This window comes from Rhizobium sp. GN54 (assembly GCF_021026345.1).
Taxonomy (GTDB): Bacteria; Pseudomonadota; Alphaproteobacteria; order Rhizobiales; family Rhizobiaceae; genus Mycoplana.
Genome location: NZ_JAJNCZ010000007.1, coordinates 200,979 through 214,582, shown reverse-complemented (window position 1 = coordinate 214,582; position 13,604 = coordinate 200,979). Strand labels below are relative to the sequence as shown.

The window sequence follows — 13,604 nt, the reverse complement described above, 5'->3', positions numbered from 1 at the left end:
GGGGCAGGACCTTGCTCCGACTTCATCAATATTGGTGAAAGGGCATGTGCAGGGCCTACCCCCATCGCCGTTCCGTAGCTCCGGCCGGGGCAGGTGCGATCTATGGGCGGTGTCCGGGCGGGCGAGGTAGGAGGAGATTTGCGTCGGATGCCCAAGTTGGTGGGTAGGCTTCACCTAAGGTTAGTTCGTTTGGATGAACGTGCCTCGCCCGGTGCCCCCACGTGCATTGCCTTTCTATCCTTTTCTCAGCCCATTTGCGCCGTCGCGGTCGTTCGTGACGTGCGTTAAGGTCCTGTCGATGGTGCACGATTTCGCGCGTTCGTCGGCAGTGACGATTGCCGGCGACGAAAGCCGGATCGGGCAGGGCGGGTGAAGGGATATGGTGCTTTTGGACGGGAACGACTACGCGGAAGCGCAACCGGGCGCGGCAGGGATCAGGGGTGGGCCTGAACCACAGCGCGTGATGCTGATAGTCACGAACACGGGGAGCGTATCGAAGCGGCTGATCGATGCGGTCGAGCGCGAGTTCCCATGGGTTCTCGTCGAGCAGGTGGAGAGTGTCTCCGCCGGCTGCAGGGCGTTTGCCCATCCGGTGGCCCTGATCCTCGTCGATGTCGCCCTGGTGCATGAGGCCGAGGCCGCCGCCGCGATGCTTGGGCGCGTCCATCCGCATGCCCTTGCCGCCGTCATCGAACCCTATGACAAGATGCAGGCGACCTCCTTCTCCGCCGTCACCGATTCCGCCCTGTTCCGCAGCGTCCTGCCGATGGACATGCGACTCGATATCTGGCTCTCGATCATCAGGCTCATGCTGTGCGGCGGCGAATACCTGCCCCCGGGATCGGTGGTCGGCGTGCGGCCCGGCGATCCCGGGCCGTCGCTTCCGGCCCACAACGGCATGCCGTCCGCTCCGCGCAAGGCGGAGAGCGGCGTCGCGGAACTGACGGCCAGGGAACTGCAGATCCTGGAGATGGTTTCCCGCGGGCTCCAGAACAAGCTGATCGCCGCCGGGCTCGGACTATCCGAGCACACGGTCAAGATCCATCTGCACAACATCATCCGCAAGCTCGGCGTCCACAACAGGACGGAAGCGGCCGCCCGTTTCCGCAATGCCAGAAACGGCAATGCCCTGTTCGACTGAGCCCGCCCGCGCTTGCGATCGGATCGGCGCTACTTCCGCGCAAACCGTCCGATGTGCCGGGCGGTCCACTCTTCCCAGTAGTCGAGGCGCTCGAGGTTGACCTTGCCGCGTGCGATGCCGGTGCCGGCATCCGTCATCAGCGATCCCGGCCGGTGCGCGCCGAAAGAAAGCGGCTGGCGCAACCGGCGCCATCCCCGCCATCCGAAGACGAGCTTCAGCCGCGCGATATACTCGCTGTCCGCACCCGTGCGGACGTCCTCGTAGGTGCCGGCGCGGGCAAGGGTCTCCTCGCGACGAAACAGCGGGGAAGCCGGATTGAGGCGCGTCAGCGGATAGATCTGCCGGGCGTAGAACTGGCCGTGATCGTCGACGCGGACCCAGTTGGACAAGGTGAAGAACAACCCCTTGTCCTTCAAAAGCGGCCGCACCTGCCGCGCGATCTTCTCCGGGTGCGCCCAGTCGTCGGAATCCTGGCACGTCACGAAGTCGCCCCTGGCATTGGCAAGCGCCAGGTTGCGTGCGGCATAGGGACCACCGTTCTGGTCGCGCCGGATCAGCCGGACGCGGTTGTCGCGCGCGGCAAGGGCCATGACGACAGCGACGGTGTCGTCGGTGCTCGCATCGTCGGCGACGAGCACCTCGATGTCCCGGTAGGTTTGCGCCAGCAGCGACTCGATCGAGCGGCCGATCCGTTCGGCGGTGTTGTAGGCCGGCATCGTGATCGTCACCAGCGGCCCGCGGACGCTGCCGGCGGCGACGCGGCTCGCCAGGTTCGAGGCGGAGATCGGTCGCTGCGGATCGATCAGGGCAACCGGCGACAGGCCGTGCGCTGCGAGGAAGTCGTTGGCGAGCGGCAGGGCCGCGCTCTCGTCGCCCGCGGCATTGGCGAGCAGCAGGTGCAGGTCCGGTTCGCGCTCACCCTCGCCGCGTCCGATCGCCGCCCTTGCCTCCGCCAGCGCTTCTTCCTGCCGACCTTCGGCTAGAAGCAGTGCGATCCGCAGGCCGGCGCGGACCGGAGCGCCGGCGCGACAGAAATGGGTCGCCGTGTCCAGGCTGTAGGGAGCGACCGCTTCCGCCGCGGCCGCCAGTTGCCGTCCATTGAACTGTCCGCCCTCGTGCGCCTTGCGAAGCAGCGCGATGCCCGCCTCGCTCTCGCCCGACGCGGCGAGCGAAATGCCGAGCGCCAATGCCTCCCGCCCGGAGCGCGGCTGGCGCAGGAGGGCGCTCGCCGACCTGTAGCAGCCGAGTCGGTAGAGTGCCCAGGCGCGGCCTGCGCGGGTCGCCTCGGGGTCCGCCTCCGCAAGCGCGAGCGCCTCCGCAAACCGGTTGGTCGATAGGAGATAGTGAAATTGAAGTCGACGGAACTGCAGCACGATCCACCCGCTTGCCGAAAATGACCCGGAAGGGAACAACCAGTGCAGGTTTCGGCCGATCGAAGGAATCTGGCAGTAACCAATACTTTGTGGCATGGCAAGGTCGCCGGCGCTCCCGCTCCGCTTCGATCCCGCAGGAAAGCGCTTCTCCCTGACATTTCGCATTTTCGCAGCTCGGCTTCTGCTGCATCGCTGTTGACAAGGATCGCGAGCATGCGGCACCGATCTCCGTCATCAGTTGCTGCATCTTCGACGGTCACGCCATGTCCAAGACCACTCGCGCCACCCAGGCCCTGCAAAGGGCAGGCGTCGCCTTTACGGTTCACACCTATGAATACGACCCCTCCGCCGAGAAGGTCGGCCTGCAGGCCGCCGAAGCGATCGGGGAGGTGCCGGACAGGGTGCTGAAGACGCTGATGGCGGAGGTCGACGGCAGGCCCGTCTGTGTCGTCGTGCCCTCCAACTGCGAGGTCAGCATGAAGAAGCTGGCCGCAGCCTTCGGCGGCAAGTCGGCGAGCATGATGAAGCCGGCCGATGCCGAACGGCTGACGGGATACCATGTGGGCGGCATCAGCCCGTTCGGGCAGCGCAAGGCTGTGCCGACGGCGATCGAGACGGCGGCGTTCGCCCATGAGCGCGTCTACATCAATGGCGGGCAGCGGGGGCTGCAGATCCGTCTTGCACCGGAGGACGCGCGCAGGGCCCTCGATGCGGTGGCTGCCCCGGTCGTCGCCTGACTTATCTGCTCCGGCGGTCGTCGCCGATCTTCTGTTTTTCGCCATTCCGTCCTAAGTAGAAGGCAACGCAATCGAAGACAGCAGGTAAGAGCGATGAACGCACCGCTTCGTACAGCATCCACGCCCGTCGATCCCGTCAAGCTCGAGAGGCTCGCGGAGGTCGCCGTCAAGGTCGGCCTCCAGTTGCAGAGGGGCCAGGATCTGGTGATGACGGCGCCGGTTGCGGCACTTCCGCTGGTCCGCCTGATCACCAAGCACGCCTACATCGCCGGCGCCGGTCTCGTCAGCACCTTCTATGCCGACGAAGAGGCGACGCTGGCCCGCTATCGCCATGCTCCTGACGAGAGCTTCGACCGGGCGACGGACTGGCTCTATCAGGGCATGGCGAAAGCCTATGCCGATGGCGCCGCCAGGCTCGCGATCGCCGGCGACAACCCGATGCTTCTGTCCGGCGAGGATCCGGCCAAGGTGGCGCGCGCCAACAAGGCGAACTCGATCGCCTACAAGCCGGCGCTGGAGAAGATCGCCAATTTCGACATCAACTGGAACATCGTCTCCTATCCGAACCCCTCCTGGGCGCGGCAGGTCTTTCCGGACGATGCCGAGGACGTGGCGGTGGAGAAGCTGGCGAACGCGATTTTTGCCGCCTCGCGCGTCGACCGCGACGATCCGGTGGGCGCCTGGAAGGCGCACAATGCCAACCTGCACAGCCGTTCCGCCTGGCTGAACGGCGAGCGTTTCGCAGCGCTCCACTTCAGGGGGCCAGGCACCGACCTGACGGTCGGCCTCGCCGACGGCCACGAATGGCACGGCGGCGCCTCGACGGCGAAGAACGGCATCACCTGCAATCCGAACATCCCGACCGAGGAGGTCTTCACGACGCCGCATGCCCTTCGCGTCGAGGGGCATGCGTCGAGCACCAAGCCGCTGTCTCACCAGGGGACGCTGATCGACGACATCCGCGTCCGCTTCGAGGCGGGGCGCATCGTCGAGGCTCATGCGTCGAAGGGCGAGGCCGTGCTGAACAAGGTCCTCGATACCGACGAGGGCGCACGCCGGCTGGGCGAGGTTGCGCTCGTGCCCCATTCTTCGCCGATCTCGGCGAGCGGTCTGCTCTTCTACAACACCCTCTTCGACGAGAACGCCGCCTGCCACATCGCGCTTGGCCAGTGCTATTCGAAGTGCTTCCTCGATGGCGCCAGTCTTTCGCCGGAGCAGATCGCCGCACAGGGCGGTAATTCGAGCCTGATCCACATCGATTGGATGATCGGTTCGGGCGAGATCGACATCGATGGTATCCGTGCCGACGGCAGCCGCATCCCGGTGATGCGCGCGGGCGAATGGGCCTGAGGCGAGCGTGGCGACGATCGGGGTCATCGGCGGTGGCGGTTGGCTCGCAGGGGCATTGCTGCATCCTGCGCTCGAAGACGGTGTCATCCGTCCGCGGCAGCTGATCCTGTCCTCCCGCTCCGGCGACGTGACCGGCTTCGAGGACTGGCCGGACATTGCCCTCACGACCGACAACGAGGCGCTGGCGGCGCGTGCCGACATCGTCATGCTCTGCGTGCGCCCGCACGACCTGGACGAGGTTGATGTCGACCTGACGGACCGGCTGCTCGTTTCCGTGGTCGCCGGCGTCAGCGTTGCCGAGCTTGCCGAGCGCTACGGCGCCACCCGCATCGTGCGCGCCATGCCGAATGCCTGCGCCGAATACCGGCTGTCGTTCACGCCCTGGTTTGCGACCGACGGCGTGACCGACGACGAGGCGGATTTCGTCTTCCGCTTCTTTTCGGCATCGGGCCAGGCGCACGGCATCCACGAGGAGGCGCAGCTCGACTATTTCACCGCGCTCACCGGTTCGGGCCCGGCCTTTCCCGCCCTCTTTGCCGATGCGATGATCCGCCATGCGATCGGTGCCGGTCTCGACCCGGAAACGGCCGATGCCGCGGTGCGCCAGCTCTTTCTCGGCGCGGGCGTGCTGATGGCGCAGTCCGATACCCCGCCCTCCGACCTTGTCGATATCTTCCTCGAGTATCGGGGAACGACTGCTGCCGGCCTGTCGGCAATGATCGAGGCCGACGTCGCCTCGCCGATCTTTCGGGGCCTGTCCGCTGCCCGCGAACAGGCCGAAGAGGGGCTGCTCTAAACCTCCGGCCCTTGGCTCCCGTCCCTTCTGTCGCATCGGAAGCGGTTGACGTTCCTCGCCTCGATGCCTATTTTTAGAATTATTCTAAAAAAGGTTTCGACATGCTCTCCCGCATCTTCCGTAACGGCAAGCGTTCGCTGGAATCGCTCAGCGAGCAGGAAATCCTTGCCCTTGCCATCTCCTCCGAGGAGGACGATGGCCGCATCTATCTCGCCTATGCCGACGCGCTGCGCGAAAGCTCGCCGCACACGGCCGGGATGTTCGAGGAGATGGCTGGCGAGGAGAACGAACACCGTCGCCTGCTGATCGACATGCACATCCGTCGCTTCGGCGACCGGATTCCGCTGGTCCGGCGCGAATTCGTGCGCGATTTTCCGGAGCGGAAGCCGGATTGGCTGATCGCCAACATGCCGGTGCAGACCGCCCGCGCGCAGGCGAAGGCGATGGAAGAGGCGGCGCACCGCTTCTACCTGCAGGCCGCGGCCAAGACGACGGATGCGCAGACACGCAAGCTCCTGGGCGATCTCGCCATTGCCGAGAAGGCCCATGAGGACAAGGCGCGCCATATGGCCGAGGCGGAGGCGAACCAGGCGGCGATCGCCGAGGAAGACGCGGTCGAACGCCGGCAGTTCATCCTCACCTATGTGCAGCCGGGCCTTGCCGGGCTGATGGACGGATCGGTTTCCACCCTTGCCCCGATCTTCGCGGCCGCCTTCGCCACCCAGGATACCTGGCAGACCTTCCTGGTGGGGCTTTCCGCCTCCATCGGCGCCGGGATTTCCATGGGATTCACGGAAGCCGCCCACGATGACGGCAAGATTTCCGGACGCGGCTCGCCGGTCAGGCGCGGCCTTGCCTCCGGCATCATGACCGCCATCGGCGGCCTCGGCCACGCGCTGCCCTACCTGATCCCGAACTTCGCGCTCGCCACCGCGATTGCCGTCGGCGTCGTCTTCGTCGAGCTCTGGGCGATCGCCTTCATCCAGAACCGTTTCATGGAAACGCCGTTCCTGCGCGCCGCCTTCCAGGTCGTCCTCGGTGGCGGGCTGGTATTTGCCTGCGGCGTGCTGATCGGCAATGCTTGAGAGCATGTCGCACAAAACTGCGCCGCGGTTTTGCGACAACGACATGCGAGAAAGGACCATACGAGAACGGCGGCCGGGATGCCGGCCGCCGCGGTGGAACGTTCTGCAGGAGGGCTCGTCTAATTGCCGACCGACGACACCATGACTGCGTCGCCGTTTTCGATCGACACCCAGCGGCCGGGATTGAAGGATGCCTGGCGCTTCAGGTAGCGGTAGGGCGTCTCGGTCCAGAGCTTCACGTCGCTGTCGAGGTTGTCGAGGACGTAGTCCCCTTCCGTCGACCGCACCGTCAGAACGGCATGGCCTTCGCCATCGGGCTTGCGCACGACGGTGATGAGCAGGTCGGCGGCCTCGAAGCCGTGCTCCATCAGCTTGCGACGCTTCAGCAGCACGAAGTCCTCGCAGTCGCCGGCCGTATCCGGATAGGACCAGTGCTCGTCGCGGCCGTAGAGGTCCTTGTCGGTCATCGGGCTGATGGTGCGGTTGACCTCCGAATTGATGTCCCGGACGACGGTCCAGCCGAACGTCGTTACCTTGGCCGCACCCTGATCGCGCCGGGTGGTGTTGCATTCGGAAGGGTGGGACCGGCAGAATTCATAGTGCCCGATCGGCTGCGACGTGACGCTGCCCGTGCGCATGGACAGGGGCGATGCAGGGGCCGTCATGGCGACGGAAGACGAAATGAACAAGGCTGAAATTGCCGCAAAAATAGCCTTAGCACCAATCATTCGCGCCATGGGTGTCCCCTCAATCGTTAACAAAACGTTAAATTTTTAGGGGCCTGCTCGTCAATCACGATAATTCGCAATGCGACAACATGGTTAAAATGCGTCGCGGCGCGTGACCATTATGCAGCATTGAGCAGATGGGAAACCGCCTCCTTCAGCTTCTCGATGTCTTCCGGACGCGAAAGGCGATGGTCGCCGTCGCGGATCAGGGTGAGCACGGCGTCGTCGCAGGACAGGTGTTCCATCAGCCTGATGGCGTGGGTGTAGGGCACGTCCGGATCCGCCATGCCCTGCAGCACGTGGATCGGGCAGCCGACGTCGATCACCCCGCCCAGCACCCGGTTCCGGCGTCCGTCCTCGATCAGCTTCAGCGTGTAGATATTCGGATCGGGCCCGTAGGGGGTCGGTTCCTCGAAGTAGCCGCGCTCGGAGAGCGAGTTGCGTTCTGCCTCCGTCAGCTTGGGCTCGATCAGCTCGCTGGTGAAGTCCGGCGCTGGCGCGATCAGGACCATGCCGGCGATCTCGGAGCCCTGTCCGGCCCGGCGCAGTTCCTGCGCGAGCCGCAGCGCCAGCCAGCCGCCCATGGACGAGCCGACGAGGATCTTGCGCTGCGTGCCGAGATGCTCTCTGGCGTGTGCCACGACGGCAAGCGTCTCCTCCAGCCAGCGCGAGATCGTCCCGTCCACGAAGGCGCCCCCCGACGCGCCGTGGCCGGAATAGTCGAACCGCACGCAGCCGGTACCGAGTTCGGCGGCAAGGCTTGCGAGCTCGACGGCCTTCGTGCCGGTCATGTCCGAACGGTAGCCGCCGAGCCAGACGAGATGCGGATGGGGGTTGCCCTTGCGTTCGGGGAGAAGACGCGTGGCGATCTCGCGCTGGTCGCTGCCTGTGCCGACGGATACGCTGCCGCTCGTTTCGCTGGTTTGCTCTGGGGTCATGAAATGCTCCTGGATTGCCGGTGGCGGCCGCGCGTCCTGCCGCGGCAACCGCCTCTCGGGCTCCGATTTACACGATTTCGCACCGGGCGGCACAGATGGTGATTTTTTCCGTACGACGTGGTATTGACTTCGCCTCGGTGATCGACACATTGCCCGCAAGCAGCGCCCGTGCGCGAGGCGGCGGGTACGATTGCCCCGAAATTAGGTAGCCCTGTTCGAACTATTCGAGGAGAATACGACCATTCGCAGACCCTTCAAAGCGGACGCCCCGGTCAAGGACGGCCCGCGCTCAAACCGTGAAATCCGGATTCCCCGGATTCAGCTCATCGATGCCGAAGGTGTAAACCACGGTATCGTTCCCACCGATCAGGCCCTTCGCATGGCGGAAGACGCCGGCCTCGATCTCGTGGAGATTTCCCCCAACACCGATCCGCCGGTGTGCAAGATCCTCGATCTCGGCAAGCTGAAATACGCCAACCAGAAGAAGGCGGCCGAAGCGCGCAAGAAGCAGAAGATCGTCGAGATCAAGGAAATCAAGATGCGCCCCAACATCGACACGCACGACTATGACGTGAAGATGAAGGCGATGAACCGGTTCTTCGAAGACGGCGACAAGGTCAAGGTGACGCTCAAGTTCCGCGGCCGCGAAATGGCGCACCAGGAACTTGGCATGAAGCTCCTGCTGCAGGTCAAGGAAGACACGCAGACGATCGCCAAGGTCGAGGCCGAGCCGAAGCTCGAAGGCCGTCAGATGATGATGGTGCTGGCTCCCCGATAAAGGGGTCCGGCGATTGGCATGAGCCGCCCACGGGGCGGCTTTCTGCTTTTCTGGCGCAACCGTCCGGCTTTTCAGGAATCCGGTTGCGCTTTCGGGGGACTTCGGTTACAAGCCCCCGTCCGAACGGTCCGGCAGGGCATGCCGTGGCCGTTCTTTACGCTGGAGACGTGCCTCGTCAGCCGTCTCGAAACCAAGAAGAATGGAGTAGCAAAATGCCCAAGATGAAGACGAAGTCGTCTGCCAAGAAGCGGTTCAAGATCACCGCGACCGGCAAGGTCGTTGCAGCTGCCGCCGGCAAGCGCCACGGCATGATCAAGCGTACCAACAAGTTCATTCGCGACGCGCGCGGAACCATGGTTCTCGCCGAGCCCGATGGCAAGAAGGTCATCAAGAACTACCTGCCGAACGGTCTCTGAGACTTTCAGGCAATTTGGATACGTTAAGGAGATCATGACATGGCACGTGTAAAACGCGGCGTTACCGCCCACGCCAAGCACAAAAAGACACTCAAGGCCGCCAAGGGCTTCTACGGCCGCCGCAAGAACACCATCCGCGCCGCCAAGGCTGCGGTCGATCGTTCCAAGCAGTACGCATACCGCGACCGCAAGGTGAACAAGCGCAACTTCCGCGCCCTGTGGATCCAGCGCATCAACGCCGCCGTCCGCGAATTCGGCCTGACCTACGGCCGCTTCATCGACGGCCTGAACAAGGCCGGCATCGAAGTCGACCGCAAGGTCCTGTCCGACATGGCGATCCATGAGCCGGCAGCCTTCGGCGCCCTCGTCGAAGCTTCCAAGAAGGCGCTCGCCTACCTCAAGGACGCCGGCACCACCAACGAGTTTGAAAGCGCGGTTCGTTAATCCAGCGCTTCCCAAGCCTTTGTACATAGAAGTTGGGAAACCCGCGCTGGCAGGGCTGGCGCGGGTTTTTCTTTGGGCTCAATGGATTTTGAACGATGTCCGATCTCGATACCTTGAAACAGACCCTGCTGGCCGACGTATCGGCCGCCGGCGACGAGCCGGCCATCGAGGCCGTGCGTGTCGCCGCCCTCGGCAAGAAGGGGTCCGTCTCCGAACTTCTGAAGACCCTCGGCACGATGACGCCGGAAGAGCGCCAGACGCGCGGAGCCGCGATCAACGCGCTGAAGAACGACCTGACGGATGCGATCGCCGCCCGCAAGAGCGAGCTGCGTGACGCTGCGATTGCAGCCCGGCTCGCCGCCGAGACGGTGGACGTCAGCCTGCCGGTCCGGTCCTCGCCGGCCGAACGTGGCCGCATCCACCCGATCAGCCAGATCATCGACGAGATTACCGCGATCTTTGCCGACATGGGCTTCTCCATCGCCGAAGGTCCGGATATCGAGACCGACTACTACAATTTCACCGCGCTGAACTTCCCGGAAGGTCATCCGGCGCGCGAGATGCACGACACCTTCTTCTTCCCGCCGGATGAAAACGGCGAGCGCAAGGTGCTGCGCACGCACACCTCGCCGGTGCAGGTGCGCACGATGGAAGGGCAAAAGCCGCCGATCCGCATCATCATCCCCGGAAAGACCTACCGGCAAGATTCGGACGCCACTCATTCGCCGATGTTCCATCAGGTCGAGGGCCTCGTGGTCGACAGGAAGGCGAATGTCGCCAACATGCGCTGGGTGCTGGAGGAGTTCTGCAAGACCTTCTTCGAGGTCGACGGCGTGACGATGCGCTTCCGCCCGTCCTTCTTCCCCTTCACCGAGCCCTCCTTCGAGGTCGACATCCAGTGCGACCGCTCCTCGGGCCCGATCGTCAAGTTCGGCGAGGGCACCGACTGGATGGAGATCCTCGGCTGCGGCATGGTGCATCCGAACGTGCTGCGCGCCGGCGGCCTCGATCCGGACGAGTACCAGGGCTTCGCCTGGGGCATGGGGCTCGACCGCATCGCCATGCTGAAATACGGCATGCCCGACCTGCGCGATTTCTTCAACGCCGACGTCCGCTGGATGAACCACTACGGCTTCCGCCCGCTCGACGTGCCGACCCTGTTCGGCGGCCTGAGTGCTTAAGTCGCGCGCGTAAGGATCAGAGACATGAAATTCACACTCTCCTGGCTGAAAGACCATCTGGACACGGATGCGACGCTGGAACAGATCTGCGAACGCCTGACCGCGATCGGTCTCGAGGTCGAGGACGTCGACGACAAGGCTTCGTTCAAGCCCTTTGTCATCGCGAAGGTGGTCTCGGCCGAGCAGCATCCGAATGCCGACAAGCTGCGCGTGCTGATGGTCGATACCGGCGCCGGCGCGCCCGTCCAGGTCGTCTGCGGTGCGCCGAACGCGCGCGCGGGCCTTGTCGGCGCCTTCGCCGCGCCCGGCACCTACGTTCCCGGCATCGACGTGACCCTTTCCGTCGGCAACATCCGTGGCGTGGAGAGCCGCGGCATGATGTGCTCGGAGAAGGAACTCCAGATGTCGGACAATCACGACGGCATCATCGACCTGCCGGCCGACGCGCCGGTCGGCACGAGCTTCGCCGCCTATGCCGGGCTCGACGATCCGGTCATCGAGATCAACCTGACGCCGAACCGTCCGGATTGCACCAGTGTCTTCGGCATCGCCCGCGACCTGGCGGCCTCCGGCCTCGGTACGCTGAAGGCACCCAAGGCACCGACCTTCCGCACAGAAGGCGAGACGCCGGTGAAGGTGGCGCTTGAACTCGGCGAGGATACGCATCTTTGCCCCGGCTTTGCGCTCCGCCTCGTACGCGGTGTGAAGAACGGCCCCAGCCCGCGCTGGATGCAGCAGCGGCTGCTTTCGATCGGGCTGCGTCCGATCAACGCGCTGGTCGACATCACCAACTACATGACGTTCGACCAGGGCCGGCCGATGCACGTCTTCGACGCCGCCAAGGTCAAGGGCAACCTCACCGTCCGCCGCGCCAGGGAAGGCGAGACAGTGCTGGCGCTCGACCAGCGTGAATACACGCTGTCGCCGGCCAATGTCGTGATCTCGGACGCCGAAGGCGTTGAATCCATCGGCGGCGTCATGGGCGGCGAGCATTCCGGCTGCGACGGGAACACCACCGATGTGCTGATCGAATCGGCACTTTGGGACCCGATGAACATTGCCAGGACGGGCCGCACGCTCGGTATCATCACCGATGCGCGCTACCGCTTCGAGCGCGGCGTCGATCCGGAATACATGATCCCCGGCCTCGAGCGCACCACGGAACTCGTCCTCGAACTTTGCGGCGGCATCGCCGCGAAGGCGGACGTCGTCGGTTACAAGGGCTTCCAGCCGAAAGTCATCGATTTCCCGGTCTCGGAGGTCAGGCGGCTGACTGGCCTGGACATTTCGTCCGCCGAGAGTGCGGACATCCTTCAAAAGCTCGGCTTCGGCGTTTCCGGCTCGGGCGAGAGGCTGTCCGTCTCCGTGCCCTCCTGGCGGCCGGATGTGGACGGCAAGGCCGACCTCGTCGAAGAGGTGATGCGCATCCACGGCGTCGACAACATTCACGCCGCGCCGCTCGAAAGCCATGCGAGCGTCAACGGCAAGATCCTGACGACGCTGCAGATCCGCTCGCGTCTTGCCAGGCGCGCGCTTGCCGCCCGCGGCATGATGGAGGCCGTCACCTGGTCCTTCATCCCCAAGGCGCAGGCCGAGCTTTTCGGCGGCGGCGCGCCGGAACTGGCGCTGTCCAACCCGATCGCAGCCGACATGTCCGACATGCGGCCCTCGCTGCTGCCGGGCCTCTTGACGGCTGCGCAGCGAAACGCCGACCGTGGCTTCGGCGATGTTGCGATCTTCGAGGTCTCCGGCACCTATGAAAACGACCGGCCGGAAGGCCAGCGGCGCGTCGCCGGCGGCATCCGCCGTGCCACGGCCTCGCTTTCCGGCGCCGGGCGTCTCTGGTCGAATCCGGCAAAGGGTGGCGGCAAACCCGTCGACGTCTTCGATGCCAAGGCCGATGCGCTCGCCGTGATCGAGGCCTGCGGCCTGCCGATGAGCAATGTCCAGATCGAGCCGGGCGGCCCGGCCTGGTACCACCCCGGACGTTCCGGCACCATTAAGATGGGCCCGAAGGTCGTGCTCGGCCATTTCGGCGAGTTTCATCCGAAGACGCTCGGCGCCCTCGACGTTTCCGGCGCCCTCGCCGGCTTCGAGATCTTCATCGACGCGATGCCCGAGCCGAAGAAGAAGGCGACGCGGACCAAGCCGGCGCTCGAGCTTTCGCCGTTCCAGGCGGTGAAGCGCGACTTCGCCTTCGTCGTCGACAAGACGGTGGAGGCCGGCGCCATTGTCCGGGCGGCCGCAGGCGCTGACCGGAAGCTGGTCACGAGCGTCAACGTCTTCGACGTGTTCGAAGGAGCCTCTGTCGGCGATGGCAGGAAGTCGGTCGCGATCGAGGTCGTCATACAGCCGTCGGACAAGACGCTGACGGACGAGGACTTCGAGGCACTGACGGCGAAGATCGTCGCGAACGTGGCCAAGACGACGGGCGGTGTTCTCCGCGCCTGACGACGCGGAGAACAATCCACGCGCAAGAACAACGAATTGAAATGACGGGCGAGGGATCCGCCGGCCGCCTCGATGGCCTCCCCGCCCGTCATTCTTTTGCCCGGCCCCTGTCACTTGATCGGGCCTGGCCAAAGTCGCATGGCCTTGTCGCTTGCTTGTGCTTCCCGACAACGGCGAGGGGCCGCA

The 13,604-nt window shown here is 64.8% G+C and carries 13 protein-coding genes; 10 read left to right on the top strand and 3 right to left on the bottom strand.

The genetic code is table 11. The features are described 5' to 3' along the window. The first annotated feature begins 463 nt into the window (after positions 1 to 463). Positions 464 to 1,141: a helix-turn-helix transcriptional regulator gene (locus tag LQK81_RS18970; protein WP_230807933.1), complete on the top strand. Its 678-nt coding sequence runs from the start codon at positions 464 to 466 to the stop codon at positions 1,139 to 1,141. A 29-nt stretch (positions 1,142 to 1,170) separates the two neighbouring features. On the opposite strand, the gene LQK81_RS18965 is transcribed toward LQK81_RS18970, so the two are convergent. Next, positions 1,171 to 2,514, bottom strand: coding sequence for a glycosyltransferase family 2 protein (locus tag LQK81_RS18965; RefSeq protein WP_230807932.1), 1,344 nt, complete (start codon positions 2,512 to 2,514; stop codon positions 1,171 to 1,173). A 263-nt stretch (positions 2,515 to 2,777) separates the two neighbouring features. Here LQK81_RS18965 and ybaK point away from each other — a divergent pair, with 263 nt between their 5' ends. The 4 genes from ybaK (at position 2,778) to mbfA (ending at position 6,482) form a co-directional block, all read left to right on the top strand. After that, positions 2,778 to 3,251, top strand: coding sequence for a Cys-tRNA(Pro) deacylase (gene ybaK, locus LQK81_RS18960; protein WP_230807931.1), 474 nt, complete (start codon positions 2,778 to 2,780; stop codon positions 3,249 to 3,251). Between the two features lie 93 nt (positions 3,252 to 3,344). Then, positions 3,345 to 4,601: an aminopeptidase gene (locus LQK81_RS18955; RefSeq protein WP_230807930.1), complete on the top strand. Its 1,257-nt coding sequence runs from the start codon at positions 3,345 to 3,347 to the stop codon at positions 4,599 to 4,601. A 7-nt stretch (positions 4,602 to 4,608) separates the two neighbouring features. Next, on the top strand, positions 4,609 to 5,397 hold the full coding sequence (locus LQK81_RS26370) for a pyrroline-5-carboxylate reductase family protein (RefSeq protein ID WP_230807929.1): 789 nt from the start codon (positions 4,609 to 4,611) through the stop codon (positions 5,395 to 5,397). Between the two features lie 101 nt (positions 5,398 to 5,498). Next, positions 5,499 to 6,482, top strand: coding sequence for an iron exporter MbfA (gene mbfA, locus LQK81_RS18945; RefSeq protein ID WP_230807928.1), 984 nt, complete (start codon positions 5,499 to 5,501; stop codon positions 6,480 to 6,482). A 119-nt stretch (positions 6,483 to 6,601) separates the two neighbouring features. Here mbfA and LQK81_RS18940 read toward each other — a convergent pair whose 3' ends face one another. Then, the gene (locus LQK81_RS18940; protein ID WP_330166564.1) at positions 6,602 to 7,147 is read right to left on the bottom strand and encodes a transglutaminase-like cysteine peptidase; all 546 of its coding nucleotides are present in this window, start codon (positions 7,145 to 7,147) and stop codon (positions 6,602 to 6,604) included. A gap of 182 nt (positions 7,148 to 7,329) precedes the next feature. Then, positions 7,330 to 8,148, bottom strand: coding sequence for an alpha/beta hydrolase (locus LQK81_RS18935; RefSeq protein WP_230807926.1), 819 nt, complete (start codon positions 8,146 to 8,148; stop codon positions 7,330 to 7,332). A gap of 241 nt (positions 8,149 to 8,389) precedes the next feature. Between LQK81_RS18935 and infC the strand changes: the two genes are divergently transcribed. The 5 genes from infC to pheT all read left to right on the top strand — a co-directional run bounded on the left by infC (position 8,390) and on the right by pheT (position 13,418). Then, on the top strand, positions 8,390 to 8,926 hold the full coding sequence (infC, locus tag LQK81_RS18930; protein WP_230807990.1) for a translation initiation factor IF-3: 537 nt from the start codon (positions 8,390 to 8,392) through the stop codon (positions 8,924 to 8,926). A gap of 212 nt (positions 8,927 to 9,138) precedes the next feature. Further along, complete coding sequence (gene rpmI / locus LQK81_RS18925; RefSeq protein ID WP_024270153.1) at positions 9,139 to 9,342, top strand: 50S ribosomal protein L35; 204 nt, start codon at positions 9,139 to 9,141, stop codon at positions 9,340 to 9,342. 39 nt (positions 9,343 to 9,381) lie between these two features. Further along, a complete protein-coding gene (gene rplT, locus LQK81_RS18920; protein ID WP_230807925.1) occupies positions 9,382 to 9,786 on the top strand; it encodes a 50S ribosomal protein L20 in 405 nt (134 codons plus the stop codon). A 95-nt stretch (positions 9,787 to 9,881) separates the two neighbouring features. After that, on the top strand, positions 9,882 to 10,967 hold the full coding sequence (pheS, locus tag LQK81_RS18915) for a phenylalanine--tRNA ligase subunit alpha (RefSeq protein ID WP_230807924.1): 1,086 nt from the start codon (positions 9,882 to 9,884) through the stop codon (positions 10,965 to 10,967). 24 nt (positions 10,968 to 10,991) lie between these two features. Continuing rightward, complete coding sequence (pheT, locus tag LQK81_RS18910) at positions 10,992 to 13,418, top strand: phenylalanine--tRNA ligase subunit beta (protein ID WP_230807923.1); 2,427 nt, start codon at positions 10,992 to 10,994, stop codon at positions 13,416 to 13,418. Positions 13,419 to 13,604 lie beyond the last annotated feature (186 nt).